At 67.4% G+C, this 25,305-nt stretch carries 23 protein-coding genes; 21 read left to right on the forward strand and 2 right to left on the reverse strand.

Annotated features, from left to right (window positions below):
* Entirely contained in the window at positions 1–1,455 is a 1,455-nt protein-coding gene (locus PGB34_RS14025) for an NAD(P)H-hydrate dehydratase (protein ID WP_271428701.1), read from the reverse strand.
* Between the two features lie 48 nt (positions 1,456–1,503).
* Positions 1,504–2,760 (reverse strand): D-amino acid dehydrogenase, encoded by a 1,257-nt coding sequence (locus PGB34_RS14030; RefSeq protein ID WP_271428702.1) that lies wholly within the window; start codon positions 2,758–2,760, stop codon positions 1,504–1,506.
* Positions 2,761–3,161: 401 nt separating this feature from the next.
* Between PGB34_RS14030 and rpsB the strand changes: the two genes are divergently transcribed.
* From rpsB to PGB34_RS14135, 21 genes are all read left to right on the forward strand, one after another.
* Complete coding sequence (rpsB, locus tag PGB34_RS14035; protein WP_271428703.1) at positions 3,162–3,914, forward strand: 30S ribosomal protein S2; 753 nt, start codon at positions 3,162–3,164, stop codon at positions 3,912–3,914.
* Positions 3,915–3,996: 82 nt separating this feature from the next.
* Positions 3,997–4,920 (forward strand): translation elongation factor Ts, encoded by a 924-nt coding sequence (gene tsf, locus PGB34_RS14040; protein ID WP_271428704.1) that lies wholly within the window; start codon positions 3,997–3,999, stop codon positions 4,918–4,920.
* A 98-nt stretch (positions 4,921–5,018) separates the two neighbouring features.
* A complete protein-coding gene (pyrH, locus tag PGB34_RS14045) occupies positions 5,019–5,741 on the forward strand; it encodes a UMP kinase (protein ID WP_271428705.1) in 723 nt (240 codons plus the stop codon).
* A 12-nt stretch (positions 5,742–5,753) separates the two neighbouring features.
* Positions 5,754–6,314 (forward strand): ribosome recycling factor, encoded by a 561-nt coding sequence (frr, locus tag PGB34_RS14050; RefSeq protein ID WP_271428706.1) that lies wholly within the window; start codon positions 5,754–5,756, stop codon positions 6,312–6,314.
* A 20-nt stretch (positions 6,315–6,334) separates the two neighbouring features.
* Complete coding sequence (gene uppS / locus PGB34_RS14055; RefSeq protein WP_271428707.1) at positions 6,335–7,126, forward strand: polyprenyl diphosphate synthase; 792 nt, start codon at positions 6,335–6,337, stop codon at positions 7,124–7,126.
* A gap of 18 nt (positions 7,127–7,144) precedes the next feature.
* On the forward strand, positions 7,145–7,996 hold the full coding sequence (locus tag PGB34_RS14060; protein WP_271428708.1) for a phosphatidate cytidylyltransferase: 852 nt from the start codon (positions 7,145–7,147) through the stop codon (positions 7,994–7,996).
* Positions 7,993–9,180 (forward strand): 1-deoxy-D-xylulose-5-phosphate reductoisomerase, encoded by a 1,188-nt coding sequence (gene ispC / locus PGB34_RS14065; protein WP_271428709.1) that lies wholly within the window; start codon positions 7,993–7,995, stop codon positions 9,178–9,180. The genes PGB34_RS14060 and ispC overlap by 4 nt, the downstream gene beginning before the upstream one ends.
* Positions 9,181–9,208: 28 nt before the next feature.
* The gene (gene rseP, locus PGB34_RS14070) at positions 9,209–10,636 is read left to right on the forward strand and encodes an RIP metalloprotease RseP (RefSeq protein ID WP_271428710.1); all 1,428 of its coding nucleotides are present in this window, start codon (positions 9,209–9,211) and stop codon (positions 10,634–10,636) included.
* Between the two features lie 39 nt (positions 10,637–10,675).
* Positions 10,676–13,159 (forward strand): outer membrane protein assembly factor BamA, encoded by a 2,484-nt coding sequence (gene bamA / locus PGB34_RS14075; protein WP_271428711.1) that lies wholly within the window; start codon positions 10,676–10,678, stop codon positions 13,157–13,159.
* Positions 13,159–13,680, forward strand: coding sequence for an OmpH family outer membrane protein (locus PGB34_RS14080; RefSeq protein WP_271428712.1), 522 nt, complete (start codon positions 13,159–13,161; stop codon positions 13,678–13,680). The genes bamA and PGB34_RS14080 overlap by 1 nt, the downstream gene beginning before the upstream one ends.
* A gap of 12 nt (positions 13,681–13,692) precedes the next feature.
* Positions 13,693–14,688, forward strand: coding sequence for a UDP-3-O-(3-hydroxymyristoyl)glucosamine N-acyltransferase (lpxD, locus tag PGB34_RS14085; protein ID WP_271428713.1), 996 nt, complete (start codon positions 13,693–13,695; stop codon positions 14,686–14,688).
* Entirely contained in the window at positions 14,685–15,143 is a 459-nt protein-coding gene (fabZ, locus tag PGB34_RS14090; RefSeq protein ID WP_271428714.1) for a 3-hydroxyacyl-ACP dehydratase FabZ, read from the forward strand. The genes lpxD and fabZ overlap by 4 nt, the downstream gene beginning before the upstream one ends.
* Before the next feature lie 8 nt (positions 15,144–15,151).
* On the forward strand, positions 15,152–15,940 hold the full coding sequence (gene lpxA, locus PGB34_RS14095) for an acyl-ACP--UDP-N-acetylglucosamine O-acyltransferase (protein WP_271428715.1): 789 nt from the start codon (positions 15,152–15,154) through the stop codon (positions 15,938–15,940).
* A 34-nt stretch (positions 15,941–15,974) separates the two neighbouring features.
* Positions 15,975–17,117 (forward strand): lipid-A-disaccharide synthase, encoded by a 1,143-nt coding sequence (gene lpxB / locus PGB34_RS14100; RefSeq protein WP_271428716.1) that lies wholly within the window; start codon positions 15,975–15,977, stop codon positions 17,115–17,117.
* Positions 17,114–17,842 (forward strand): ribonuclease HII, encoded by a 729-nt coding sequence (gene rnhB, locus PGB34_RS14105; protein ID WP_271428717.1) that lies wholly within the window; start codon positions 17,114–17,116, stop codon positions 17,840–17,842. Before lpxB ends, rnhB begins: the two co-directional genes overlap by 4 nt.
* Positions 17,839–18,651: a TrmH family RNA methyltransferase gene (locus PGB34_RS14110; protein WP_271428718.1), complete on the forward strand. Its 813-nt coding sequence runs from the start codon at positions 17,839–17,841 to the stop codon at positions 18,649–18,651. Before rnhB ends, PGB34_RS14110 begins: the two co-directional genes overlap by 4 nt.
* A gap of 236 nt (positions 18,652–18,887) precedes the next feature.
* Positions 18,888–20,072 carry a glutamine-hydrolyzing carbamoyl-phosphate synthase small subunit gene (carA, locus tag PGB34_RS14115; RefSeq protein ID WP_271428719.1) on the forward strand — a complete coding sequence of 395 codons (1,185 nt, stop codon included), beginning with the start codon at positions 18,888–18,890 and terminating at the stop codon, positions 20,070–20,072.
* Positions 20,065–23,292, forward strand: a complete 3,228-nt coding sequence (gene carB / locus PGB34_RS14120) for a carbamoyl-phosphate synthase large subunit (RefSeq protein ID WP_271428720.1) — start codon at positions 20,065–20,067, stop codon at positions 23,290–23,292. Before carA ends, carB begins: the two co-directional genes overlap by 8 nt.
* A gap of 164 nt (positions 23,293–23,456) precedes the next feature.
* Positions 23,457–23,936 (forward strand): transcription elongation factor GreA, encoded by a 480-nt coding sequence (greA, locus tag PGB34_RS14125; RefSeq protein ID WP_271428721.1) that lies wholly within the window; start codon positions 23,457–23,459, stop codon positions 23,934–23,936.
* Positions 23,937–23,947: 11 nt separating this feature from the next.
* Positions 23,948–24,373: a DUF4149 domain-containing protein gene (locus PGB34_RS14130; RefSeq protein WP_271428722.1), complete on the forward strand. Its 426-nt coding sequence runs from the start codon at positions 23,948–23,950 to the stop codon at positions 24,371–24,373.
* A gap of 50 nt (positions 24,374–24,423) precedes the next feature.
* Positions 24,424–25,302, forward strand: a complete 879-nt coding sequence (locus PGB34_RS14135; RefSeq protein ID WP_271428723.1) for a Kdo hydroxylase family protein — start codon at positions 24,424–24,426, stop codon at positions 25,300–25,302.
* Positions 25,303–25,305 lie beyond the last annotated feature (3 nt).

Consider the following 25,305-nt stretch of genomic DNA (forward strand, 5'->3'; position numbering starts at 1 on the left):
TCAAGCGCGCGCCGGCCAGGCCCTGGCCAGTGCCGAGGCCGTCAGCGGCCGATGCGCAGGCCAGCGATCTGCCAGATCGCCATGCCGCCAGGCGGCGCGCCAGGCGGCGCTGCGCGGATCCAGTCCCTGCGCCAGCAGGGCGCCGATGAAGCCCGCAAGCACATCCCCGGTGCCGGCACTGGCCAGCCGGGCATTGCCGCTGGGGTTGATCAATGCGGGTGCGCCAGGACTGGCGATCACGCTGCCCGAGCCCTTGAGCAGCACCACGCTGTTCATGCGCTCGGCCAGCGTGCGGGCGGCGGCGAGGCGATCGGCCTGCACCTGCGCGGTGCTGCAGTTGAGCAGGCGCGCGGCTTCCAGCGGATGAGGCGTGAGCACGGCGGGCGAGGCGCGCTGGTGCAGCCGCTTCTGCAGCGCGTCCTGGCCAGCCAGGGCGTTGAGTGCATCGGCATCCAGCACCAGCGGACCCGCGTGGTCCAGCAGGGCGGGCAGCATCGCGGCCAGGGCCTCCCCGCCGCCGCAGCCGCAGACCAGCGCCTGGCCGTGTTGCGGCAGCGTGTGGTGCGGCCGGAACATCAATTCGGGCGCTGTGGCATCCCAGGCGGCTGCCGCGGGGTCAAGCAAGCCCACGAACACCCGGCCAGCACCCGCGTGCAGCGCTGCAGTGGCTGCGAGGATGGGCGCGCCCACCATGCCGGGGGCGCCGCCCAGCACAGCCACGTCGCCGTAGCTGCCTTTGTGCGTGGCGTGCAGGCGGGGTTGATCGGGGGCAAAGCCCGGAAGCCAGGCGTCGGCCGAGCCGGAAGCGTCGTCCACTGCGCAGCCCAGGTCGTCGAGCCACAGCGTGCCGCAGCGGTCGCGCCCGTCCGCCGTGAACTGCCCCGGCTTGAGGCTCAGCAGGCTCAGGCAATGGCGCGGCGCACGGCTGACCAGCACCGGGCCTGTGCCGACGCCGGTGTCTGCATCCAGGCCGGAGGGCAGGTCCACGCTGAGCAGGGGCGCGTCGGCCGCATGCATGCGCTGCAGCCAGTCGGCCAGATGGCCATCGGGTGGGCGACGGCTGCCCAGGCCCAGCAGGGCATCGATGGCCAGGTCCCAGTGAGAAGGCGCCTCTGGCGTGCAGCTCAGCCCGGCGGCGTGCAGGCGCGTCAGCGCAGCGCGTGCGTCGGAGGGCAGGGCGGTTGCATCGCCGCGCCAGCTCACGGTGGTGTGGAAGCCGCAGGCTTGCAACTGCACGGCAGCCTCGAAGCCATCGCCGCCGTTGTTGCCGGGGCCGCACGCCACCCAGATGTGCCGTGCATGCGGTGCCAGGGCCATGGCCAGGCGCGCGATGCCCAGGCCGGCACGCCGCATCAGGGTGTGCGGCGGCAGTGATGCGCTGGCCTGCGCTTCGATCCGGCGTGTGCCAGCCTTGCCCCACAGCGGGGCCCGGGTATGGGTGCTGATGCGTTGCATGCCGCATTGTGCGCGGCGGGGCTGGCGGCGCGCGCCAGCATGCATCCGTCAGTGCGAACCAAAGCGCTCCAGGCCGAGGCCTTCGAGGTCGATCTCGGAGGAGCGGCCGCCCACCATGTCGGCCAGCACGCGTGCGCTGCCGCACGACAGCGCCCAGCCGCTGGAGCCGTGGCCCAGGTTGAGCCACACGCCGGGCACGCCGCTGGAGCCGATGAGGGGCGGGCCATCGGGCAGCATGGGGCGCGCGCCTTTCCAGTGCTGCACGCCTGAGTCGAGCTGTGCGCCGCCGGGGAACCAGTCGTGCAGCACCTTGTACAGCGTCTGGATCGCGGCGGGGTGCTGGGTGCGTGCGTCGCCGCCAAGCTCGGCGCTGCCGGCGACCCGCACCCGCAGGCCCAGGCGTGAAATCGCGACCTTGTAGCGCTCGTCCATCACGGCGCTGCGCGGGGCGTAGAGTGGCTCGCGAATGCTGGCCGTGATCGAATAGCCGTACACGGGCATCACGGGCACGCGCACGCCAAGCGGCCGCAGCAGGGCCGGTGAATCCACGCCGGCGCAGATGACCACGGCGTCGTAGCGCGCGTCCTCGGAGCCTCCCGCCAGGCGCAGCGAGCGCGGCGCAGCGGCGCTCAGCGGCGCGATGTCGCAGTCGAAAAAGAACTGAACGCCCAGCGCCTCGGCTTCGCGCTTGAGCAGCAGGGCAAACTGGCGGCAGTTGCCCACCTCGTCTTCGGGCAGGTGGATGGCGCCCAGCAGGCGGGTGTGGCTGGACAGCGCCGGCTCCAGGCGCCGCGCCTCGTCGGCATCGATTTGCCTGAACACGGTGCCGGCCTGCCGCAGCACCTCCAGGCCGGCCTGGGCCATCTTCTGCTCCCGCCTGTCGCGCAGCAGAACCAGGTAGCCTTCGCTGCGTTCATAGACCAGTTCGCGCTGCGCCACGATCCCGTGCAGCCGCGACTTGCTGTAGAAGGCCAGGCGCTGCAGGCGGGTGCGATTGGCCAGGTAGTTCTCGAGCTTGCAGGCGCGGCGCCATTGGCGGACCCAGGCCAGATGCTCGGTGCCCAGCGGCCAGCGCAGCTTGATCGCGCCGTGGCTGGACAGCAGCGACTGCAGCACCTTGCGCTGCATGCCCGGTGCGGCCCAGGGAGTGACATAACCTGGCGCGACCACGCCGGCATTGGCGAAGCTGGAGGCCTCGGCGGCCGCGCTGCGGCGGTCGAACACCTGGACTTCGTGGCCGTCGCAGGCCAGCTCCCAGGCAGTGGTGACACCGACGATGCCGGCGCCCACGATGGCGATTTTCATGATGGGTGCAAAAGCAGCGCACAGACCGGCGGGGCCGGCGCCTTCGAAAAAGAGGGTGCGCCACGCGCACCGGATGGCAGGAGCATAGTCGAGGCGAGGGCTGCAGCAGGCCGACAAAGGGCGGGTGTGGCGATGGCCCGACGGCCGTGCCGTGCCGTGGTTGTCGGTCAGGTGACGAGCGGTTCGCGTCGAGCCGGATGCTATACTCCGCGGGTTTCCCCGAAACCAGTGTGCCGTCCCGGTGACGGTTCTGCAACTTGTGTTGCAAGTGCGCAGGCGCAAGGGTCGGGGGAATTCATCCGCGAACCAGTCCTTTCAAGGTGTTCGTTGCAGGCGTGCCGTCACACGGCCGCTGCAGCGGAGGCGGGCTGGCTTCAAGACCTAACCTTTGGAGAAATTCAATGTCGACCACCATGCGCGAAATGCTGGAAGCCGGTGTCCACTTCGGTCACCAAACCCGCTTCTGGAACCCCAAGATGGCCCCGTATATCTTCGGCCATCGCAACAAGATCCACATCATCAACCTGGAAAAGTCGCTGCCGCTGTTCCAGGAAGCGCAAAAGTACGCGAAGCAGCTGGCTGCCAACCGCGGCACCATCCTGTTCGTGGGCACCAAGCGCCAGGCGCGTGAACTGGTGGCCGACGAAGCGCGTCGCGCCGGCATGCCCTACGTCGAGACCCGTTGGCTCGGCGGCATGCTGACCAACTTCAAGACCGTCAAGACCTCCATCAAGCGTCTGAAGGACATGAAGGCGCAGCAGGAAGCCGGTCTGGACGGCCTGTCCAAGAAGGAGCAGCTGACCTTCACGCGCGAAATCGAGAAGCTCGAGAAGGACATCGGCGGCATCCAGGACATGGCTGCGCTGCCTGACGCCATCTTCGTGATCGACGTGGGCTTCCACAAGATCGCCGTGTCCGAAGCCAAGAAGCTGGGCATCCCGCTGATCGGCGTGGTGGACTCCAACCACTCGCCCGAAGGTATCGACTATGTCATCCCGGGCAACGATGATTCGTCCAAGGCCGTGGCGCTGTACGCCCGCGGCATCGCCGATGCGATCCTGGAAGGCCGTGCCAACGCCGTGAACGACGTGGTCAAGGCCGTGTCCGAAGGCGACGACGAGTTCGTGGAAGTCGAAGAGGGCGCATCGGCCTGATTGCGGCCGGGTGCACGCCTGAAGAAGGGGCTTCGTTGCCCCTTTTTTTTAACCAAATTCTGAAGACAGACGGAGTATTCATATGGCTGAAATCACCGCAAAGATGGTCGCCGAGCTGCGCGCCAAGACCGACGCTCCCATGATGGAGTGCAAGAAGGCCCTGACCGAGGCCGGCGGCGACATGGAAAAGGCTGAAGAGCTGCTGCGTGTGAAGCTGGGCAACAAGGCAGGCAAGGCTGCAACCCGCATCACGGCCGAAGGCGTGGTGGCCGCGTTCATCGAAGGCACCACGGGCGCCATCATCGAAGTCAACAGCGAAACCGACTTCGTGAGCAAGAACGACTCGTTCATCGCGCTGGCCCAGGCTGCTGCCGAACTGATCGCCAAGAACAACCCGGCTGACCTCGCTGCCCTGGGCGCGCTGCCCTACAGCCAGGACGGCTTCGGCCCCACGCTGGAAGACGTGCGCAAGGGCCTGATCGGCAAGATCGGCGAGAACATGAGCTTCCGCCGCTTCAAGCGTTTTGACGGCGGCGCCAAGCTCGCTTCGTACCTGCACGGCACGCGCATCGGCGTGCTGGTCGAGTTCGAAGGCGACGAAGTGGCCGCCAAGGACGTGGCCATGCACGTGGCCGCCATGAAGCCCGTGGCGCTGACCAGCGCTGACGTGCCGGCCGAACTGATCGAGAAGGAACGCGCCGTGGCCGCCGGCAAGGCCGAAGAAGACCGCAAGACCGCCGAAGCCGCCGGCAAGCCCGCGCAGCCCGCCGACATCGTGGCCAAGCGCATCGAAGGTGGCGTGCAGAAGTTCCTCAAGGAAGTCTCCCTGTTCAACCAGGCCTTCGTGAAGAACGACAAGCAGACCGTCGAGCAGATGCTCAAGGAAAAGGGCACGACGGTGAAGGCCTTCACGCTGTACGTGGTGGGCGAAGGCATCGAGAAGAAGGTGGACGACTTCGCTGCCGAAGTGGCTGCCCAGGTGGCCGCTGCCAAGTCCGCAGCCTGATCGAGCCCAAGGCGGGATGGTGCGGCGTGGCCGTGCCACCGCCTTTTTTCTTTCCCCAGATTTAAACTTCTCCTCCGTTCATTTACAGGACCGTGCCCATGACCGAACTCAAGCCTGCCCATCAACGCATCTTGCTGAAGTTGTCGGGCGAGGCCTTGATGGGTGACGACGCCTTCGGCATCAACCGTGCGACCATCGTGCGCATGGTGGAAGAGGTTGCCGAGGTCGTGAACCTGGGCGTTGAGGTGGCGGTGGTCATCGGTGGCGGCAACATCTTCCGCGGCGTCGCGGGAGGCTCCGTGGGCATGGACCGCGCAACCGCCGACTACATGGGCATGCTGGCGACGGTGATGAACTCGCTGGCGCTGGCCGACGCCATGAACAAGCAGGGGCTCACGGCGCGTGTGATGTCCGCCATCGCCATCGATCAGGTGGTGGAGCCCTATGTGCGACCGAAGGCGCTGCAGTACCTGGAAGAGGGCAAGGTCGTGATCTTCGCGGCCGGTACGGGCAACCCCTTCTTCACCACCGACACGGCCGCTGCGCTGCGTGGTGCCGAGATCGGTGCGCAGCTGGTGCTCAAGGCCACCAAGGTGGACGGGGTCTACAGCGCCGACCCGAACAAGGATCCCAGCGCGAAGCGCTACTCGGAGCTCAGCTTCGACCAGGCGATCGCGCAGAATCTCGGCATCATGGACGCCACGGCCTTTGCCCTGTGCCGCGACCAGAAGCTGCCGATCAAGGTGTTCTCGATTCTCAAGAGCGGTGCGCTCAAGCGCGTGGTGATGGGCGAGGACGAAGGTACGCTGGTGCACGTCTAGGAGTTCAAGAAAATGACCATTGCTGATATCCGCACCCAGGCCGAAGCCAAGATGAATCAGTCCATCACGGCTTTCCAGAACAACCTGTCGAAGATCCGCACGGGCCGCGCCAATCCGGCGCTGCTGGATTCGATCCATGTGGAGTACTACGGCTCGCAGGTGCCGCTTTCCCAGGTGGCCAACGTGGCCCTGATCGACGCGCGCACCATCAGCGTCCAGCCGTGGGAAAAGGGCATGGGCGCCAAGATCGAGAAGGCCATCCGCGAAAGCGACCTGGGCCTGAACCCCGCCAGCATGGGCGACCTGATCCGCGTGCCCATGCCGCCCATGAGCGAGGAGCGCCGCAAGGAAATGACCAAGCTTGCGCGCAACGAAGGCGAGAACGCCAAGATTGCCACGCGCAACCTGCGCCGCGACGCCAACGAAGCGGTCAAGAAGCTGGTCAAGGAGAAGCTGGCGTCCGAGGACGACCAGAAGCGCGCCGAAGCCGAAGTCCAGAAGATCACGGACCGTTTCATCGCCGAGATCGACAAGATGGTTGCCGCCAAAGAGGCGGAGATCATGGCTGTCTGAGGCCGCACGCTGTGAGTGGCTTGAGCCTGGGTCTGAAAAAGCGCGCGCAGACGCAGGCGCCGCCGGCCGCGGTGGTGCCGCAGCACGTCGCCATCGTCATGGATGGCAATGGCCGATGGGCCACACGCCGCCTGCTGCCGCGGGTGGCCGGGCACAAGCAGGGCGTGGATTCGTTGCGCCGCTGCGTGAAGGCCTGCGTGGACCGTGGGGTGGCGGCGCTGTCGGTGTTCGCCTTCTCGTCCGAAAACTGGAACCGGCCTGCCGATGAAGTGTCGGGCCTGATGGACCTGCTGGTGGGGGCCCTCGCGCGCGAAGTGCCGCGACTGGCGGCCGATGGCGTGCAGGTGCATTTCATCGGCGAGCGTTCGGGCCTGTCGGCGCGCATCGCCGAAGGCATTGCGCAGGCCGAGGCCGCCACGCGCAGCAACCAGCGGCTGGTGCTCAACATCTGCTTCAACTACGGCGGGCGCTGGGACATGGCCCAGGCCGCGGCCAAGGTCGTCGCGCAGGGGCTGCCGCTGACCGAGCTGAACCTCGACCGCGCGATGGCGCTGGCGCATGTACCAGATCCGGATCTGGTCATCCGCACCGGTGGCGAGCAGCGTTTGTCGAACTTTCTTCTTTGGCAAAGCGCGTACTCGGAGCTGTTCTTCAGCGACAAGCTGTGGCCCGAGTTCGACGAGGCGGCGCTCGATGAAGCGCTGGCGGCCTTCGCCCGCCGCGAACGGCGCTTCGGCCAGACCTCCGCGCAGCGCGCGGATGCGGCTGCACCGCTCGCAGAACCAGCGGCCCTGAATCCGGCTTCTGCGTAGGCAGTCAGCAGGCCCTTCATGCTCAAGCAACGCATCATCACCGCGCTACTGCTGCTGGCCGTGTTGCTGCCAGCGCTGTTCTATCCGTCGCCCCTGCCTTTCACGCTGGTGATGCTGGTGGTCATCAGCGCTGCGGGCTGGGAGTGGGGGCGGCTCAATGGCTGCAGCGCCGGCATGAGCGTCTTCCTGGGCGTGGAGGCCCTGGCGCTGTGCCTGCTGAGCTGGTGGCTGGGCCTGCCTGCGCGTGATCTGCCGCTGCTGTGGTTGCTGGCCGGCGCGGCCTGGGTGCTGGCTGCCGCCTGGCTGCTGCGCGCGGGCGTGTCCGGGTGGCCGCGCGTGCCGCGCGGTCTGCGGCTGGTCGGCGGGTTGCTCGCGCTGTGGGTGGCCTGGCTGGCTGCGGTGCAGGCGCGCATGCAGGGCATCAACTTCCTGCTTTCGATCCTGGTGCTGGTGTGGGTGGCCGATGTGTTCGCCTATTTCGCCGGCCGCGCCTTCGGGCTGCGCTTCACGCGCGGCAAGCTGGCGCCTGCGATCAGTCCCGGCAAGAGCTGGGAGGGGGTCTGGGGCGGCATGCTGGGCGTGCTGATCCTGGCCCTGGCCTGGGTCTGGGGCGACGCACATTGGCAGGCAACGGTGCCCAGCCTCTACACCGCACTGGCGGCACGCGGCTGGTGGCTGCTGCTGCTGGCTGCCGTGTTCCTGTGCACCATGAGCGTCGCTGGCGATCTGGTCGAATCCCTCATCAAGCGCAGCGCGGGCGCCAAGGACAGCAGCCAGCTGCTGCCGGGCCATGGCGGCGTGCTGGACCGCGTGGATGCGCTGCTGCCGGTGCTGCCAGTGGCGCTGATGCTTCATACGCTGAGTACGTGACAATTCCAATCCAACGCGTGACGGTGCTCGGTTCCACGGGCTCCATCGGCGTGAGCACGCTGGACGTGATCGCGCGCCACCCCGACCGTTTCGAAGTCTTCGCACTGTCCGCGGCCACCCGGGTCGACGAAATGCTGGCCCAGTGCCAGCGTTTCAGGCCGCGCTTTGCGGTGATGGCCAGCGATGCCCATGCGGCGCAACTGGCCGATGCGTTGCGCAGGCACGAGCTGGGCACGCAGGTGCTGCGCGGCGCAGATGCGCTCGAGCAGATCGCCGCGCACGAGCAGGTGGATGCCGTGATGGCCGCCATCGTCGGCGCGGCGGGGCTGGCGCCCTGCCTGGCTGCCGCGCGCGCCGGCAAGCGCCTGCTGCTGGCCAACAAGGAGGCGCTGGTCGTCGGTGGCGAGTTCTTCCTCTCGGCGGTGCGCGAGGGCGGCGCCACGCTGATCCCCATCGACAGCGAGCATTCAGCCATCTTCCAGTCGCTGCCCGAAGACCCGCGCACGTGGTCGCGGCGCATCGACAAGATCATCCTGACGGCCTCTGGTGGTCCCTTCCGCACGCGCGCACCCGGCACGCTGTGCGACGTGACGCCCGAGCAGGCCTGCGCGCACCCGAACTGGGTGATGGGGCGCAAGATCTCGGTCGATTCGGCCACGATGATGAACAAGGCGCTGGAGGTGATCGAGGCGCGCTTCCTGTTCGGCGTGACGCCCGATCAACTGGAGGTGGTGATCCATCCGCAAAGCGTGATCCATTCGATGGTGCAGTTCACCGACGGCTCGGTGATCGCCCAACTGGGCACTCCCGACATGCGAGTGCCCATCGCCTGCGGTCTGGCTTGGCCCGAACGCATCGAAAGCGGCGCGCAGCGGCTGGACTTCAGGCAGATGGCGGCCCTGGAGTTCGAGGCGCCGGACGATGAGCGCTTCCCGGGCCTGTCGCTCGCCTGGGACAGCCTGCGCGCGGCGCCTGGCACGCCGGCGGTGCTCAACGCAGCCAACGAGGTGGCGGTGGAGGCTTTCCTGGCGCGCCGCCTGGGTTTCGATCGCATTCACACCGTGAACCTGGAAACTCTGGCGCGGGTGCCGGCCTCCAATCCGGCATCTCTGGGCGACTTGCTGGCCCTGGACGAGGCGGCGCGCGCGTGCGCGCGCCAGGTCGTCAACCAGCACGCGCTCTGATCGCCCAATCTCTGGAGCTGCGGCCCTCATGCTCACCGTTGTTGCCTTCGTCATCGCCCTGGGCCTGCTGATCGCCGTGCATGAGTACGGGCACTACCGCGTGGCCGTGGCCTGTGGCGTGAAGGTGGAGTGCTTCGGTGTCTGCACGCTGCCGCTGGGCAGCCCGGACAGCGCGTCGCGCTTCGACCGTTTCCTCTGGTGGATCAGCAAACCCGTGCTGCGCTGGAAGCCGCGCCGCCAGCACCCGGGCCAGGACACCGAGTTCTCCATTGGCCTGTTCCCCTTTGGCGGCTACGTCTCCATGCTCAACGAGCAGGTGGCGCCGGTGGCGCCCGAAGAGCGGCACCGCGCCTTCAACACCAAGCCCCTGCGCCAGCGCGCGGCCATCGTGGCGGCAGGGCCGCTGATCAACCTGCTGCTGGCGGTGCTGCTGTACAGCGTCGTCAACTGGGTGGGCGTGCAGGAGCCCAGCCCCGTGCTGGGGCAGCCCGTGGCGGGTTCGCTGGCGGCCGAGGCGGGGCTCAAGGGGGGCGAACGCGTCACGCGCGCCGGCTTCGGCGGCGAGCTCAGCGAGGTCGCGTCCTTCGAGGACCTGCGTTGGCGCATGACCCGCGGCGTGATCGACGGCCGCGACCTGACGCTGGAAGTGACAGGGCCCGGCACGCAGGGCGCACAGACGCTGGCGCTGCCGCTGGGCCGCCTGGGCGCCTCCGAGGCCGACCCGCAGATGTTCCGCCGCATCGGCATCTGGGCCCCCTGGACCCGGCCCGAGATCGGCGAGGTGATGGCTGATGGCGCCGGTGCACGGGCCGGCCTGCGTGAGGGCGACCGGGTGCTGGCCATCGGCGAGACCCCCGCGGTGGACGGCCCGCAACTGCGCGAGCTGATCCGCGCCTCGGTCAATGGCAAGGAGCCGCGCACGCAGATCTGGCGCATCGAGCGCGACGGGCAGATCGTGAACCTGGAAGTGACGCCCGAGGCGCGCCAGGAGGGCGATGCCTGGGTGGGCCGCATCGCGGCCTACGTGGGAAGCGCGCCCGAGATGGTCACGGTGCGCCGTGGCGCGCTCGACGGGCTGTGGCACGGCGTGGTGCGCACCTGGGAGGTGTCGGTGCTGACGGTGCGCATGCTGGGCAAGATGCTGATCGGCGAGGCATCGCTCAAGAACATCAGCGGCCCGCTGACCATTGCAGATTACGCCGGCAAGTCGGCCAGCATGGGCCTGACGCAGTACCTCATCTTCCTGGCGCTCATCAGCGTGAGCCTGGGCGTGCTGAACCTGATGCCTTTGCCGGTCCTCGATGGGGGGCACCTGATGTATTATCTTTGGGAGGGCCTGACCGGCAAGGGCGTGTCCGACGCCTGGATGGATCGGCTGCAGCGCGGAGGCTTCGCGGTGCTGCTGATCATGATGTCGATTGCACTCTACAACGACGTGACTCGACTCCTTGGTTAACTCAATGCCGGCCCGCGCGCGCCGGCCCAATTCACACACATGAACCAACACTTCCGTCGCTTTCGCCTGCGTCGTGTGGCCGCGCTCGTGCTGGGCACACTGGCTGCCACCGCAGCCTGGGCCGTCGAGCCATTCACCGTTCGCGACATCCGCGTCGAGGGCCTGCAGCGTGTCGAACCCGGCACCATCTTCGCCTCCATGCCGATCCGCGTGGGCGAGACCTACACCGATGACCGCGGCTCGGCCGCCATCCGCGCGCTGTTCGACCTGGGCCTGTTCACCGACGTGCGGATCGACGTGAACGGCAACGTGCTGGTGGTGATCGTGGAAGAGCGTCCCACCATTGCGGCCGTGGAGTTCTCGGGCACCAAGGAGTTCGACAAGGACGCCCTGACCAAGGCGCTGCGCGACGTGGGCCTGGCCGATGGGCGCCCCTACGACAAGGCCCTGGCCGACCGCGCCGAGCAGGAGCTCAAGCGCCAGTACGTCTCGCGCGGCCTGTACAGCGCCGAAGTCGTGACCACGGTGACGCCGATCGAGCGCAACCGCGTCAACCTGACCTTCTCGGTGGTGGAGGGCGAGTCCGCCCGCATCCGCGACATCCGCATCGTCGGCGCCCAGGCCTTCAGCGAATCGACGCTGCTGGGCCTGTTCGACCAGGACACGGGCGGCTGGCTGTCCTGGTACACCAAGTCCAACCAGTACTCGCGCGCCAAGCTCAACGCCGACCTGGAGACGCTGCGTTCCTACTACTTGACGCGCGGCTACATGGAGTTCCGCGTCGAATCCTCGCAGGTCGCGATCTCGCCCGACCGCAAGGATCTGTCGGTCACGGTGAACATCCACGAAGGCCCCAAGTACGTCGTTTCGGGCGTGCGCCTGAACGGCAACTACCTGGGCCGCGAGGAAGAGTTCAAGTCCCTGGTCACCATCCAGCCGGGTGAGCCCTACAACGGCGACCAGGTCACGGCCACCACCAAGGCGTTCAGCGACTACTTCGCGAGCTTCGGCTACGCCTTCGCGCGCGTGCAGGCCCAGCCCGAGATCGACCGCCAGAACAACCGCGTGGCACTGGTGCTGCAGGCCGAGCCGGTGCGCCGCGTCTACGTGCGCCGCGTCAACGTGGCCGGCAACAACAAGACGCGCGATGAAGTGATCCGACGCGAGTTCCGCCAGTACGAGGCCTCCTGGTACGACGGCGACCGCATCAAGCTCTCGCGCGACCGCGTGGACCGGCTGGGCTACTTCACCGAAGTCAACGTCGACACCCAGGAAGTGGCGGGCACGCCCGACCAGGTGGACCTGGTGATCTCCGTGGTCGAAAAACCCACGGGCAGCCTGCAACTGGGTGCCGGCTTCTCGAGCGCCGAGAAGGTGTCCTTCAACTTCGGCATCACGCAGGAGAACGTGTTCGGTTCGGGCAACTACCTGGGCCTGAACATCAACACCAGCAAGTACAACCGCGCGCTGTCGCTCACGACGACCGATCCGTACTTCACGCAGGATGGCATCTCGCGCACGCTGAGCGTCTATCACACGACCTCGCGCCCGTACTCCGAACTGGACGGCAGCTACTCCATCGTCAACGAGGGGGGCTCGATCCGCTTTGGCGTGCCCTTCAGCGAGAAGGACACCGTGTTCTTCGGCGCCGGCCTGGAGCGCTTCAAGTTCAAGCCCGAGCAGTCGGACGGCCTGTGGCTGTTGTCGCAGCTCCAGCCGCAATACGCGGACTACTACCGCTACGCGTATCGTCAGATGGTGCCCAATGCCTATCTGCAGTACTTCGGCTGCTCCGAGCCCGACGTGGCCAACTTCACGACCGAATGCTCGCGCGACAGCGTGTGGGGTGTGCCGCTGACCATCGGCTGGGCCCGCGACAGCCGTGACAGCGCGCTGGTGCCCACCAGCGGCCGCGTGCAGCGCGCCAACCTGGAAGTGGGCGTGGGCGGCGACATGCGCTACCTCAAGACCAGCTACCAGTTCCAGCAGTACATCCCCATCAATAAGCAATACACCTTTGCGGTGAATGCGGAGCTGGGCTACGGCAAGCCATTCGGCGGCAAGGACTACCCGATCTTCAAGAACTTCTACGCCGGCGGCCTGGGCTCCGTGCGTGGCTTCGAGCAGAACTCCCTGGGCCCGCGCGACGCGCTGACCCAGTCGCCCCTGGGCGGCACCAAGAAGGCCATCTTCAACTTCGAGGTCAGCTCGCCCTTCCCGGGTGCCGGCAACGACCGCACGCTGCGCATGTTCACCTTCCTGGACGTGGGCAACGTTTTCGGCGACCGTCCGACCAGCGGCTTCCTCACGGTGTCCGACGAGCAGTGGAAGGCGGCCAAGAAGTGGCGCGCGTCGGCTGGCGTGGGCATCAGCTGGATCTCGCCGCTGGGCCCGCTGCGCCTGGCCTATGCCGTGCCGATCCGCCAGCAGAAGGAGGTTGTGGACCCGAGCAACCCGTTCATCCCGCTGATCCCGGGCGATAGAATTCAACGCATTCAATTCCAGATCGGAACCTCTTTCTGATGAAGTCTTTTTCTCAATGGATCGGTCCTGCCGTGCTGATGGGTGCGGTGCTCTCGGCACCGGCCTTCGCCCAGGATGCTTTCCGTTTCGGTGTGGTGAATCCCGATCGCGTGATGCGCGAGGCTCCCGTGGCCAAGGCCGCCCAGACGCGGCTGGAACAGGAGTTCCTCAAGCGCGAGCGTGACCTCAAGGACCAGGAAGCCACCCTCAAGACGGCATCCGAAAAGCTTGAACGCGAGGCGCCGACCCTGTCGGAGGCCCAGCGGACCACACGCCAGCGCCAGCTCGTGGACCAGGACCGCGACTTCCAGCGCAAGAGCCGCGAGTTCCAGGAAGACCTGAACCTGCGCCGCAGCGAAGAGCTGCAGAAGGTCTACGAAAGCGCGCAGCGTGCCATCAAGCAGGTGGCCGAGGCCGAGAAGTACGACGTCATCCTCCAGGATGCCGTTTACGTGAACCCCAAGCACGACATCACCGAGAAGGTGATCAAGGCTCTCAACGCCTCGACCGGCGGCAAGTGAGGCCTGGCACCCATGGCCCTGCGGCTGGGTGAAATCGTTGCGGCGCTCGGTGGCGAGCTGCACGGCGACGAAGGTCAGATCATCGAGCGCCTCGCGCCCCTGGCTGCTGCCGGGCCCGAGGCGCTTGCCTTTCTGAGCCACCCCAAATACATCAAGGAACTGGCTGCCAGTGGTGCGGCCTGCGTGATCGTGTCGCCCGCGATGCGTGAGGCGGCGGCGGCGCGCGGGGCCTTCATCGCCACGCCCGATCCCTACCTCTACTTTGCCCACCTGACCCAGCTGTGGCGCAGCCGCCATGCGCCGCCCGAAGGGCCGCGCATCCATCCCAGCGCGGTCATCGACCCTTCGGCGCAGATCGCCGACACCGCGCGCATCGGCGCCCTGTGTGTGGTGGAGCGAGGCGCGCGCATTGGCGAACACACGGTGCTCAAGTCCCGCGTGACGGTGAGCGAAGACTGCGTGATCGGCGCGCGCTGCCTGCTGCATCCGGGCGTGGTGATCGGGGCCGACGGCTTCGGCCTGGCGCCGCATGCCGGGGCCTGGGTCAAGATTGAGCAGCTGGGCGCCGTGCGCATCGGCGACGACGTAGAGATCGGCGCCAACACCTGCATCGACCGAGGGGCGCTGGACGACACGGTGATCGAGGATGGCGTGAAGCTGGACAACCTGATCCAGATCGGCCACAACGTGCATGTGGGCCGCAACACGGCCATGGCCGGCTGCGTGGGCGTGGCCGGCAGCGCCCGCATCGGCGCCGGATGCACGCTGGGCGGCGGCGCGATCGTGCTGGGCCACCTGGAGCTGGCCGATGGCGTGCATGTGTCGGCCGCCAGCGTGGTCACGCGCTCCATCCTCAAGCCCGGCCAGTACACTGGCATGTTTCCCATTGATGACAACGCAGCCTGGGAGAAGAATGCAGCGACGCTGCGTCATCTTCATGGCCTGCGTGAGCGTCTTCGCGCCCTCGAGAGGGCCACCCCCGCGCGCAGTCAGCCCAACACACCATGACGACAAACAACCAGATCGACATTCACGAGATCCTCAAGCTCCTGCCGCACCGCTATCCCTTCCTGCTGGTGGACCGCGTGGTGGACATGGAACTGGGCAAGCGCATCACCGCCGTCAAGAACGTCACCATCAACGAGCCCTTCTTCAACGGCCACTTCCCGCATCGACCGGTGATGCCTGGCGTGCTGATCCTCGAAGCGATGGCGCAGGCCGGCGCGCTGCTGTCCTTCAAGTCGGGCCACGTCACGCCCGGCGACGACTCTGTGTACTACTTCGCGGCCGTGGACGGCGCACGCTTCAAGCGCCCCGTGGAGCCCGGCGATCAGTTGATGATCGAGGTGGAGTTCGAGCGCTCCAAGGGCGGCATCTCCAAGTTCCGCGGCAAGGCCCGCGTGGGTGAAGAGCTGGCCTGCGAAGCCGAGCTGATGTGCGCCATGCGGCGCGTGGACCGTTGACGGGTGCAATGACGCAGATCCATGCGACGGCGGTGGTCGATGCGCGTGCGCAGCTCGATGCCGGGGTGGAAATTGGCCCCTATGCGGTCATCGGCCCGCACGTGCGCATCGGTGCAGGCACGCGCGTGGGCCCGCATTGCGTGATCGAGGGCCGCACCACTATCGGCCGGGACAATCGGATCTTCCAGTTCGCTTCGCTGGGCGCCATTCCGCAAGACAAGAAATACGCCGGCGAACCTACCGAACTGGTGATCGGCGACCGCAACACCATCCGCGAGTTCTGCACCTTCAACCTGGGCACGGCCCAGGATGCGGGTGTCACGCGCCTGGGCGATGACAACTGGATCATGGCCTATGTGCACATCGCGCACGACTGCCAGCTCGGCAACCAGATCACCATGGCGAACAACGCCACGCTGGCCGGCCATGTGGTGGTGGGCGACTGGGTCACGGTGGGCGGGCTCACGGGCGTGCTGCAGCGCATGCGCCTGGGGGATCACGCCATGATCGGCTTCGGCAGCCATGTGAACAAGGACGTGCCGCCCTTCATGGTGGTCGATGGCCATCCGCTGGCCGTGCGCGGCGTGAATCTGGTGGGCCTCAAGCGCCGCGGCTTTTCGGTCGGGCGTCAGGCGGCCGTGCGCGAGATGCACAAGCTGCTGTACCGCCAGGGCCGCACCCTGGACGAAGCGCGCGCGGCCATCGCCGCACTGGCGGCCGACGACGCCGAGGTGGCGGCCGACGTGGCCCTGATGGACCGCTTCCTGGGCAGCGCGGCCTACGGCATTGCACGATGAGCGGCGGGGTGGGGCGATGAGCGGGGCGGCGGCGATGCCTTCCAGGCCCGTGTTCAGCCTGGTGGCGGGCGAGCCTTCGGGCGACCTGCTGGCCGGACTGCTGATGGACGGGCTGCAGACGCGATGGCCCGAGGTCGCGAGCGTGGGCATCGGCGGCCCGCAGATGCTGGCCCGCGGTTTCCAGAGCTGGTGGCCCATGGACAAGCTGGCCGTGCGCGGCTACATCGAAGTGCTGCGCCACTATGCCGAGATCGCGAGCATCCGACGCCAGCTGAAGGCGCGCCTGCTGCGCGAATGGCCGCAGCTGTTCATCGGCGTGGACGCGCCTGACTTCAACCTGGACCTCGAAGCCGGCCTGCGCTCGCGCGGCATCCGCACCGTGCACTTCGTGTGTCCTTCGATCTGGGCCTGGCGCCCCGAGCGCATCGACAAGATCCGCGCCGCCGCCGACCATGTTCTGTGCATCTTTCCCTTCGAGCCGGCGCTGCTGGCCTCGCATGGCGTGCAGGCCAGCTACGTGGGGCATCCGCTGGCGCAGGTCATTCCCGCGCAGCCGGATGCAGCCGCCGCGCGACAGGCATTGGGCCTGCGCGAAGACGCGGCCGTGGTGGCCCTGCTGCCGGGCAGCCGGCGCTCCGAAATGCGCTACCTGGCCGCGCGCTTCTTCGAGGCGGCAGCGCTGATGCGACAGGCCCGGCCCGAGCTGCAGTTCATCTGCCCCGTGGTGCCCAGCCTGCTGCCCGAGATGACGCAACTGCTGCAGGCCAGCCCCATGGCGGGGCAGGTCACGCTGCTGCAGGGCCAGTCGCATGCGGCGCTGGCGGCCTGCGACGTGACGCTGATCGCCAGCGGCACGGCCACGCTGGAGGCTGCGCTGTTCAAGCGGCCCATGGTGATCGCGTACAACATGAACAGGATGTCCTGGCGCCTCATGCACCGCCAGCAGTTGCAGCCCTGGGTGGGCCTGCCCAACATCCTGTGCGAGGACTTCGTGGTGCCCGAGCTGCTGCAGGATGCCGCCACGCCCAAGGCGCTGGCCGAGGCCACGCTGGAATGGCTGCAGTCGCCGCAAAAGGTGCAGGCGCTGCAGGCGCGCTTTGGCCGGCTGCATGAGGAGTTGCGACGCGACACGCCCAGCCTCTGCGCCGAAGCCGTTGCCCAGGTGCTGGCCGCATGACGCGCGAGAAGACCACGACGCGGGTGCGCCGCCGCAAGCTCGCGGAGCCGGTGCAGACGCCGCTGAACTGGAGCGTGCCCGGCCTTCTGGCCGGCGTGGACGAGGCCGGTCGCGGCCCGCTGGCCGGCCCGGTGGTGGCGGCTGCCGTGATCCTCGACGAACGCCAGCCCATCGCCGGCCTGGCCGACTCCAAGGTGCTCACGTCCGCGCGGCGCGAACGGCTGCATGACGAAATCATGGCCAAGGCCTTGTGCTGCTCCGTGGCGCTGGCCACGGTGGAAGAGATCGACCGGCTCAACATCCTGCAGGCCACCCTGCTGGCCATGCGCCGCGCCGTGGAGGGGCTGCGCCTGAAGCCAGTGAAAGTGCTGGTGGACGGCAACCGCCTGCCCACGCTGGATGTGTTGGCCGAGGCCGTGGTCAAAGGTGATTCGCTGGTGAAGGCGATTTCGGCCGCGTCCATTCTGGCCAAGGTGCACCGCGACCGGCTCTGTGCGCAGCTGCACGAGGAGTTTCCGGTCTATGGCTTTGCAGGCCACAAGGGCTATGGCACGCGTGAACATCTGGAAGCGCTGCAGCGCCATGGTGCCTGCGTGCACCATCGGCGCTCTTTTGCGCCTGTGGCGCAGGCCGTTGTGCTCGGGCCCATCGAGCAGCCCGTGGCGGTTCAAGTCACCAGCATCTCAGCGAGCACCGAGCTGCACCTGCCCGAGGCCGCATCGTGAACACTGCTGACCGCGTCACGCCCATTCAGTCGCGCGACAACCCCTTGCTCAAGGAGCTGCGCCGGCTGGTGCAGGACCCGGGTGGCTATCGCCGTCAGGGTCGCGTGTGGATCGAAGGCGATCACCTGTGCCGCGCCGCGCTGCAGCGCGGCTGGCGTCCGGCCATGGCGCTGTTCAGTCAATCGGCCTGGCCCTCGCTGGGCCCGCAATGGGCTGGTGCCGCGCCGCGCATGCTGGTGGTGGACGACGCCCTCTGGCCCGCGCTGAGCACGCTTGAATCGCCCGCGCCCATGGGCTTTGTGCTGGAGCTGCCGCCTGCGGCCGCCTTGCAGCCCACCGCTGCGGCCGTGGTGCTGGACCGTTTGCAGGACGCCGGCAACGTGGGCTCGGTGCTGCGCAGCGCCGCGGCCTTCGGCTTCACGCAGGTGCTTGCGCTCAAGGGCACGGCAGCGTTGTGGGCGCCCAAGGTGCTGCGCGCAGGCATGGGCGCGCATTTCGGCCTGCACCTGGTGGAAGGGCTGAGCCCCGCGGACCTGAGCGCGCTGGGGCTGCCGATGCTGGCCACCAGCTCGCATGAAGGCGCGCTGCTGCACGACACGCGCCTGCCGTGGCCCTGCGCCTGGCTCATGGGCCATGAAGGGCAGGGCGTCTGCGCAGCGCTGGAGGCCATGGCCAGCCAGCGCATCCGCATCGCGCAGCCGGGCGGTGAAGAGTCGCTCAACGTGGCGGCGGCGGCAGCCATCTGCCTGCATGCCAGCGCCGCGCAGGCCATGGATGCGGCCGGCGCAGCGGCCCGTACGACCTCCTGAAAAAGGGCGGCTTTGGGCCGCCACGGGCCTCGCCCGTTTCTGGTGCGTTAATTGCCTCGCCCCTGGGGAAAACACGGGGTTCGCAGGCTATAATCAGCGGCTTTTCGCCTCGACCCACGCCCACTGCGCGCACAAGCCATTTCTTCGACGAAAGCCGCAACCTTCATGTCCGATGGCCACGGCCGGCCGGGCCTCTTGGGTTCGCTTTGGGCGTCATCCATCCAACGGAGAACCCAGTGCTTTCATCCCTCCAGGGATCCTTCCCGCCCGCCATCCTGGCGCTCGCAGACGGCACGGTCTTTCTCGGCAAGTCGATCGGTGCCACCGGCACCACGGTCGGTGAAGTGGTGTTCAACACCGCCATCACCGGCTACCAGGAAATCCTCACCGACCCCAGCTATTGCCAGCAGATCGTCACGCTGACGTATCCGCACATCGGCAACTACGGGGTGAACGACGAGGACATCGAAGCCGACAAGATCCACGCTGCCGGGCTGATCATCAAGGACCTGCCCCTCGTTGCATCCAACTTCCGCAAGAGCCGCACGCTCTCGCAGTACCTGGTGGACGGCAAGACCGTGGCCATCGCCGGCATCGACACCCGCAAGCTCACGCGCCTGCTGCGCGAAAAGGGTGCCCAGAACGGCGCGATTGTGGGGCTGGCACATGGCGAAGCCGTGACGCAGGCGCGCATCGACGCCGCCTTGGCCGCCGCGCGCAGCGCGCCGAACATGGCTGGCCTGGACCTGGCCCAGGTGGTTTCGGTGCAGCAGACCTACGAGTGGACCCAGACCGAGTGGAAGCTGGGCGCCGGCTACGGCGTGCAGATCACGCCGCGTCATCACGTGGTGGCCTACGACTACGGCGTCAAGAAGAACATCCTGCGCATGCTGGCGCAGCGCGGCGCGCGCATCACGGTGGTGCCGGCCAGGACGCCTGCGGCCGACGTGCTCAAGCTCAAGCCCGATGGCATCTTCCTGGCCAACGGCCCGGGTGACCCGCAACCTTGCGACTACGCCATCGCCGCGGCGCGCGAACTGATCGAGACCGGCATCCCCACCTTCGGCATCTGCCTGGGGCACCAGATCATGGCGCTGGCTTCCGGTGCCAAGACCTTCAAGATGAAGAACGGCCACCACGGCGCCAACCATCCGGTCAAGGACCTGGACGATGGCCGCGTGAGCATCACCAGCCAGAACCATGGCTTTGCGGTGGACGCGCAGTCGCTGCCTTCCAACCTGCGCGCCACGCACATCAGCCTGTTCGACAACACGCTGCAGGGCCTGGCCCGCACCGACAAGCCGGCCTTCTGCTTCCAGGGCCACCCCGAAGCCTCGCCCGGCCCGCACGACATCGGCTACCTGTTCGACCGCTTCGCGGCACTCATGGACCAACACAAGGCGGAGGCCGCGAATGCCTAAGCGCACAGACCTCAAGAGCATCCTCATCATCGGCGCCGGCCCCATCGTCATCGGCCAGGCCTGCGAATTCGACTACTCCGGCGTGCAGGCCTGCAAGGCGCTGCGCGAAGAAGGTTTCAAGGTCATCCTGATCAACAGCAACCCCGCGACGATCATGACCGACCCGGCCACGGCCGACGTCACCTACATCGAGCCCATCACCTGGCAGACGGTCGAGAAGATCATCGCCAAGGAGCGCCCCGACGCCATCCTGCCCACCATGGGCGGCCAGACCGCGCTGAACTGCGCGCTGGACCTGTGGCGCAACGGCGTGCTCGACAAGTACGAGGTCGAGCTGATCGGCGCCACGCCCGAGGCCATCGACAAGGCCGAGGACCGTCTGAAGTTCAAGGACGCGATGACCAAGATCGGTCTGGGCTCGGCGCGTTCGGGCATCGCCCACAGCATGGACGAGGCCTGGGCCGTGCAGAAGAACGTGGGCTTCCCGACGGTGATCCGCCCCAGCTTCACGCTGGGCGGCACGGGCGGCGGCATCGCCTACAACTCCGAAGAGTTCGAGACCATCTGCAAGCGCGGCCTCGAAGCCTCGCCCACCAACGAGCTGCTGATCGAAGAGTCGCTGCTGGGCTGGAAGGAGTACGAGATGGAAGTGGTCCGCGACAAGGCGGACAACTGCATCATCGTGTGCTCGATCGAGAACCTGGACCCGATGGGCGTGCACACCGGCGACTCGATCACCGTGGCGCCCGCGCAGACGCTGACCGACAAGGAATACCAGATCATGCGCAACGCCAGCCTGGCGGTGCTGCGCGAGATCGGCGTCGACACCGGCGGCTCCAACGTGCAGTTCTCGGTCAATCCGAAGGACGGCCGCATGATCGTCATCGAGATGAACCCGCGCGTGTCGCGTTCCTCGGCGCTGGCTTCCAAGGCCACGGGCTTTCCCATCGCCAAGGTCGCGGCCAAGCTGGCCGTGGGCTACACGCTCGACGAGCTGCGCAACGAGATCACGGGCGGCGCCACCCCCGCGAGCTTCGAGCCCAGCATCGACTACGTGGTCACCAAGATCCCGCGCTTCGCGTTCGAGAAGTTCCCCGCCGCCGATTCACGCCTGACCACGCAGATGAAGTCCGTGGGTGAGGTGATGGCCATGGGCCGCACCTTCCAGGAGTCGTTCCAGAAGGCGCTGCGCGGCCTGGAAGTGGGCGTGGACGGCATGAACGAGAAGACCCAGGACCGCGAAGTGCTCGAAAAGGAACTGGGCGAGCCCGGCCCCGAGCGCATCTGGTACGTGGGCGATGCCTTCGCGCAGGGCATGAGCGTGGATGAGGTTTTCGCGCTGACCAAGATCGATCCCTGGTTCCTGGTGCAGATCGAGGAGATCGTGAAGATCGAGCTCGAGCTGGAAACCAAGAGCCTGGAAGATATCGATGCCGACACGCTGCGCGTGCTCAAGCAGAAGGGCTTCTCGGACCGCCGCCTGGCCAAGCAGCTTCGGACCACCGACACCGCCGTGCGCAACAAGCGCCGCGAGCTGGGCGTGCGCCCGGTCTACAAGCGCGTGGACACCTGCGCGGCGGAGTTCCCGACCAACACGGCCTACATGTACTCGACCTACGAGGAAGAGTGCGAGGCCGAGCCCACCGACAAGAAGAAGATCATGGTGCTGGGCGGTGGCCCCAACCGCATCGGCCAGGGCATCGAGTTCGACTACTGCTGCGTGCATGCCGCGCTCGCCATGCGCGAGGACGGCTACGAGACCATCATGGTCAACTGCAACCCCGAGACGGTTTCCACCGACTACGACACCTCGGACCGCCTGTACTTCGAGCCGCTGACGCTAGAAGACGTGCTGGAGATCGTGGACAAGGAAAAGCCGGCCGGCGTGATCGTGCAGTACGGCGGCCAGACGCCGCTGAAGCTGGCGCTGGACCTGGAGGCCAACGGCGTGCCGATCATCGGCACCAGTCCCGACATGATTGACGCGGCGGAAGACCGCGAGCGCTTCCAGAAGCTGCTGCATGAGCTCAAGCTGCTGCAGCCGCCCAACGCCACGGCCCGCACCGAGGCCGAGGCGCTGGAGAAGGCCGCTGCGCTGGGCTACCCGCTGGTGGTGCGCCCCAGCTACGTGCTGGGCGGGCGTGCGATGGAAATCGTGCACGAGCAGCGCGACCTGGAGCGCTACATGCGCGAAGCCGTCAAGGTGAGCAACGACTCGCCCGTGCTGCTGGACCGCTTCCTCAATGACGCCGTGGAATGCGACGTGGACTGCCTGCGCGACGGCGAAGGCCAGGTGCTGATCGGCGGCGTGATGGAGCACATCGAGCAGGCCGGCGTGCACTCGGGCGACTCCGCCTGTTCGCTGCCGCCCTACAGCCTCAAGGCCGAAACCATCGCCGAGCTCAAGCGCCAGAGCGCCGCCATGGCCAAGGCGCTGAACGTGGTGGGCCTGATGAACGTGCAGTTCGCGATCCAGGAAAAGGACGGCCAGGACGTGATCTACGTGCTGGAAGTGAACCCGCGTGCCTCGCGCACCGTGCCTTACGTGAGCAAGGCCACCGGCGTGCAGCTGGCCAAGGTGGCCGCGCGCTGCATGGCCGGACAGTCGCTGGCCTCGCAGGGCATCACGAAGGAAGTCACGCCGCCTTACTACAGCGTCAAGGAAGCGGTCTTCCCCTTCGTCAAGTTCCCCGGCGTGGACACCATCCTCGGCCCCGAGATGAAGTCCACAGGAGAAGTGATGGGTGTGGGCAAGACCTTCGGCGAAGCTTTCGTCAAGAGCCAGCTCGGCGCGGGCACGCACCTGCCCAAGTCGGGCAAGGTGTTCATCTCGGTCAAGAACAACGACAAGGCGCGCGCGGTGGAGATCGCGCGCGGGCTGGTCAAGCTGGGCTTCGAGCTGATCGCCACCAAGGGGACGGCCGCGGCCATCAACGCGGCGGGCATCGCCTGCGCGACGGTCAACAAGGTCACCGAGGGCCGGCCGCACATCGTCGACATGCTCAAGAACAACGAGATCGCGCTGGTGATCAACACGGTCGAGGAGCGCCGCAACGCGATCGCCGATTCGCGCCAGATCCGCACCTCGGCCCTGCTGGCCCGCGTGACTACCTTCACCACCATCTTCGGTGCCGAAGCGGCGGTGGAAGGCATGCAGCACATGCATGCGCTGGACGTGATCTCGGTCCAGGAAATGCACGCCCAGCTGGCTGCCGCCTGAGCGCGCAGGCGCCCGGACAGCACGGCCTTGCCGCGCCTTCCGGGCGCGGCATAATCAGGGCCTTCCCATACCGCCAGGCGGCAACGCCCGGCGGTTTTGCTTTTGATGGCGGCCCCGCATGCAGTTGCAGCGGCGCCGCCTCCACAATGACGGAGAACCGAGCAATGGCCACGACCCTTCCCATCACCACGCGCGGCGCAGAAATGCTGCGCGAGGAACTGCACCGCCTCAAGACGGTGGAGCGTCCTTCGGTGATCAACGCGATCGCCGAAGCGCGCGCGCAGGGGGACCTGAGCGAGAACGCCGACTACGACGCAGCCAAGGACCGCCAGGGCTTCATCGAAGGCCGCATCCAGGAAATCGAAGGCAAGCTGTCGGTGGCCCAGATCATCAACCCGGCCGACGTGGATGCCGGCGGCAAGGTGGTCTTCGGCGCCACGGTGGAGCTGGAGGAAGAAGACAGCGGCGAAGGCGTGACCTACCAGATCGTGGGCGAGGACGAGGCCGATCTCAAGAAGGGCCTGATCAACGTGTCCAGCCCCATCGCGCGCGCGCTGATCGGCAAGGAAGAGGGCGACACCGCCGTGGTGCAGGCACCGGGCGGCGAGAAGCACTACGAGATCGTGGGTGTGAGCTACCGCTGAGTTCAAGCGGCATGAGACAGCGCATCGCCCTGATGAGTGCCGCCCTCTGGTGGGGCAGCCTCACGGCCATCGGCTTCGTGGTGGTGCCGCTTCTGTTCATGCACCTGGCCACGCCGGCCATGGCCGGCGCCATGGCGGCGCGCCTGTTCACGGCGCAGAGCTGGCTGTCGGTGGGTTGCGCGCTGCTGCTGTTGCTGGCCTTGACGAAGCGCCCCGAAGGGGAAGACGACCTTCCCGCACCGCCGCCGGCCGCCGTGATGCCCGTCATGGGCGGGCTGCTGCTGGCCTTGCTGATCGAATACGCGGTTGCGCCCCGCATCGTGGCGCGAGAGAGCCTCAAGCTGTGGCACAACCTGGGTACCGGCATGTACCTGCTGCAGTGGCTGTGTGCCGGCCTGGCCCTGTGGCGGCTGGCGCGCACCTTGCCGGCACGCTGAGGCACTGGGCTGTGGCTGCGCCGGCCGAAGGCGCGATTGGAGTGAGTGCGATGGAATCGCAGATTCTGAATCTGGAGGCCAGCGACTGGCACGGCGTAGCCAGCAACCCGGCCTGGACGGCGGCGCTGGAGGCCGGCAAGGTGCTGTACTTCCCGAAGCTGCGCTTTGCGCTGGAGGCCGGCGAAGAAGCGCTGCTGCGCCCCGAGGTGCGCGACCCCAAGAGCCGCAACATCAGCCTGGGCATCGACGACCGCCTCAAGGGCGCCGCCGGCGACGCGGCCACGCAGGAGGCCGTGGCGCGCATGGTCCGTCGCTTCCGTGCGCAGGCGCGGGCGCTGATCGATGGCCTGTTGCCCGATTACGCCCCCAAGCTGCGTGCCGCGCCCACGAGCTTTAGACCCATGCAGGTGGAGACGCGCACCCAGTCCTGGCGCGCGGACGACCGCCGGCTGCATGTGGACTCCTTTCCTTCACGCCCCAATTACGGCGAGCGCATCCTGCGCGTGTTCACCAACCTCAACCCGCAAGGGCAGCCGCGGGTCTGGCGCGTGGGTGAGCCCTTCGAGGACGTGGCCCGGCGCTTCCTGCCGCGCGCCACGCCCTATTCGGCCTGGAAGGCGAGGGCGCTGCAGGCGCTGCACGTCACCAAGTCGCTGCGCAGCGAATACGACCACCTGATGCTGCAGCTGCATGACGGCATGAAGAGCGACCTGGACTACCAGGCCCGGGCGCCGCAGGAAACGATGGCCTTCCCGGCCGGTTCCACCTGGGTGTGCTTTTCAGACCAGACCTCGCATGCCGTCATGTCGGGCCAGTACATGATGGAGCAGACGCTGTACCTGCCCCCCGGCCAGGAGTACGACCCGAAGGCCAGCCCACTGGCCATCCTGCAGAGGCTCACGGGCCGCCCGCTGGTCGGCGCGCGCTGAGCG

This window comes from Xenophilus arseniciresistens (assembly GCF_028023875.1).
Lineage (GTDB): Bacteria > Pseudomonadota > Gammaproteobacteria > Burkholderiales > Burkholderiaceae_C > Xenophilus > Xenophilus arseniciresistens.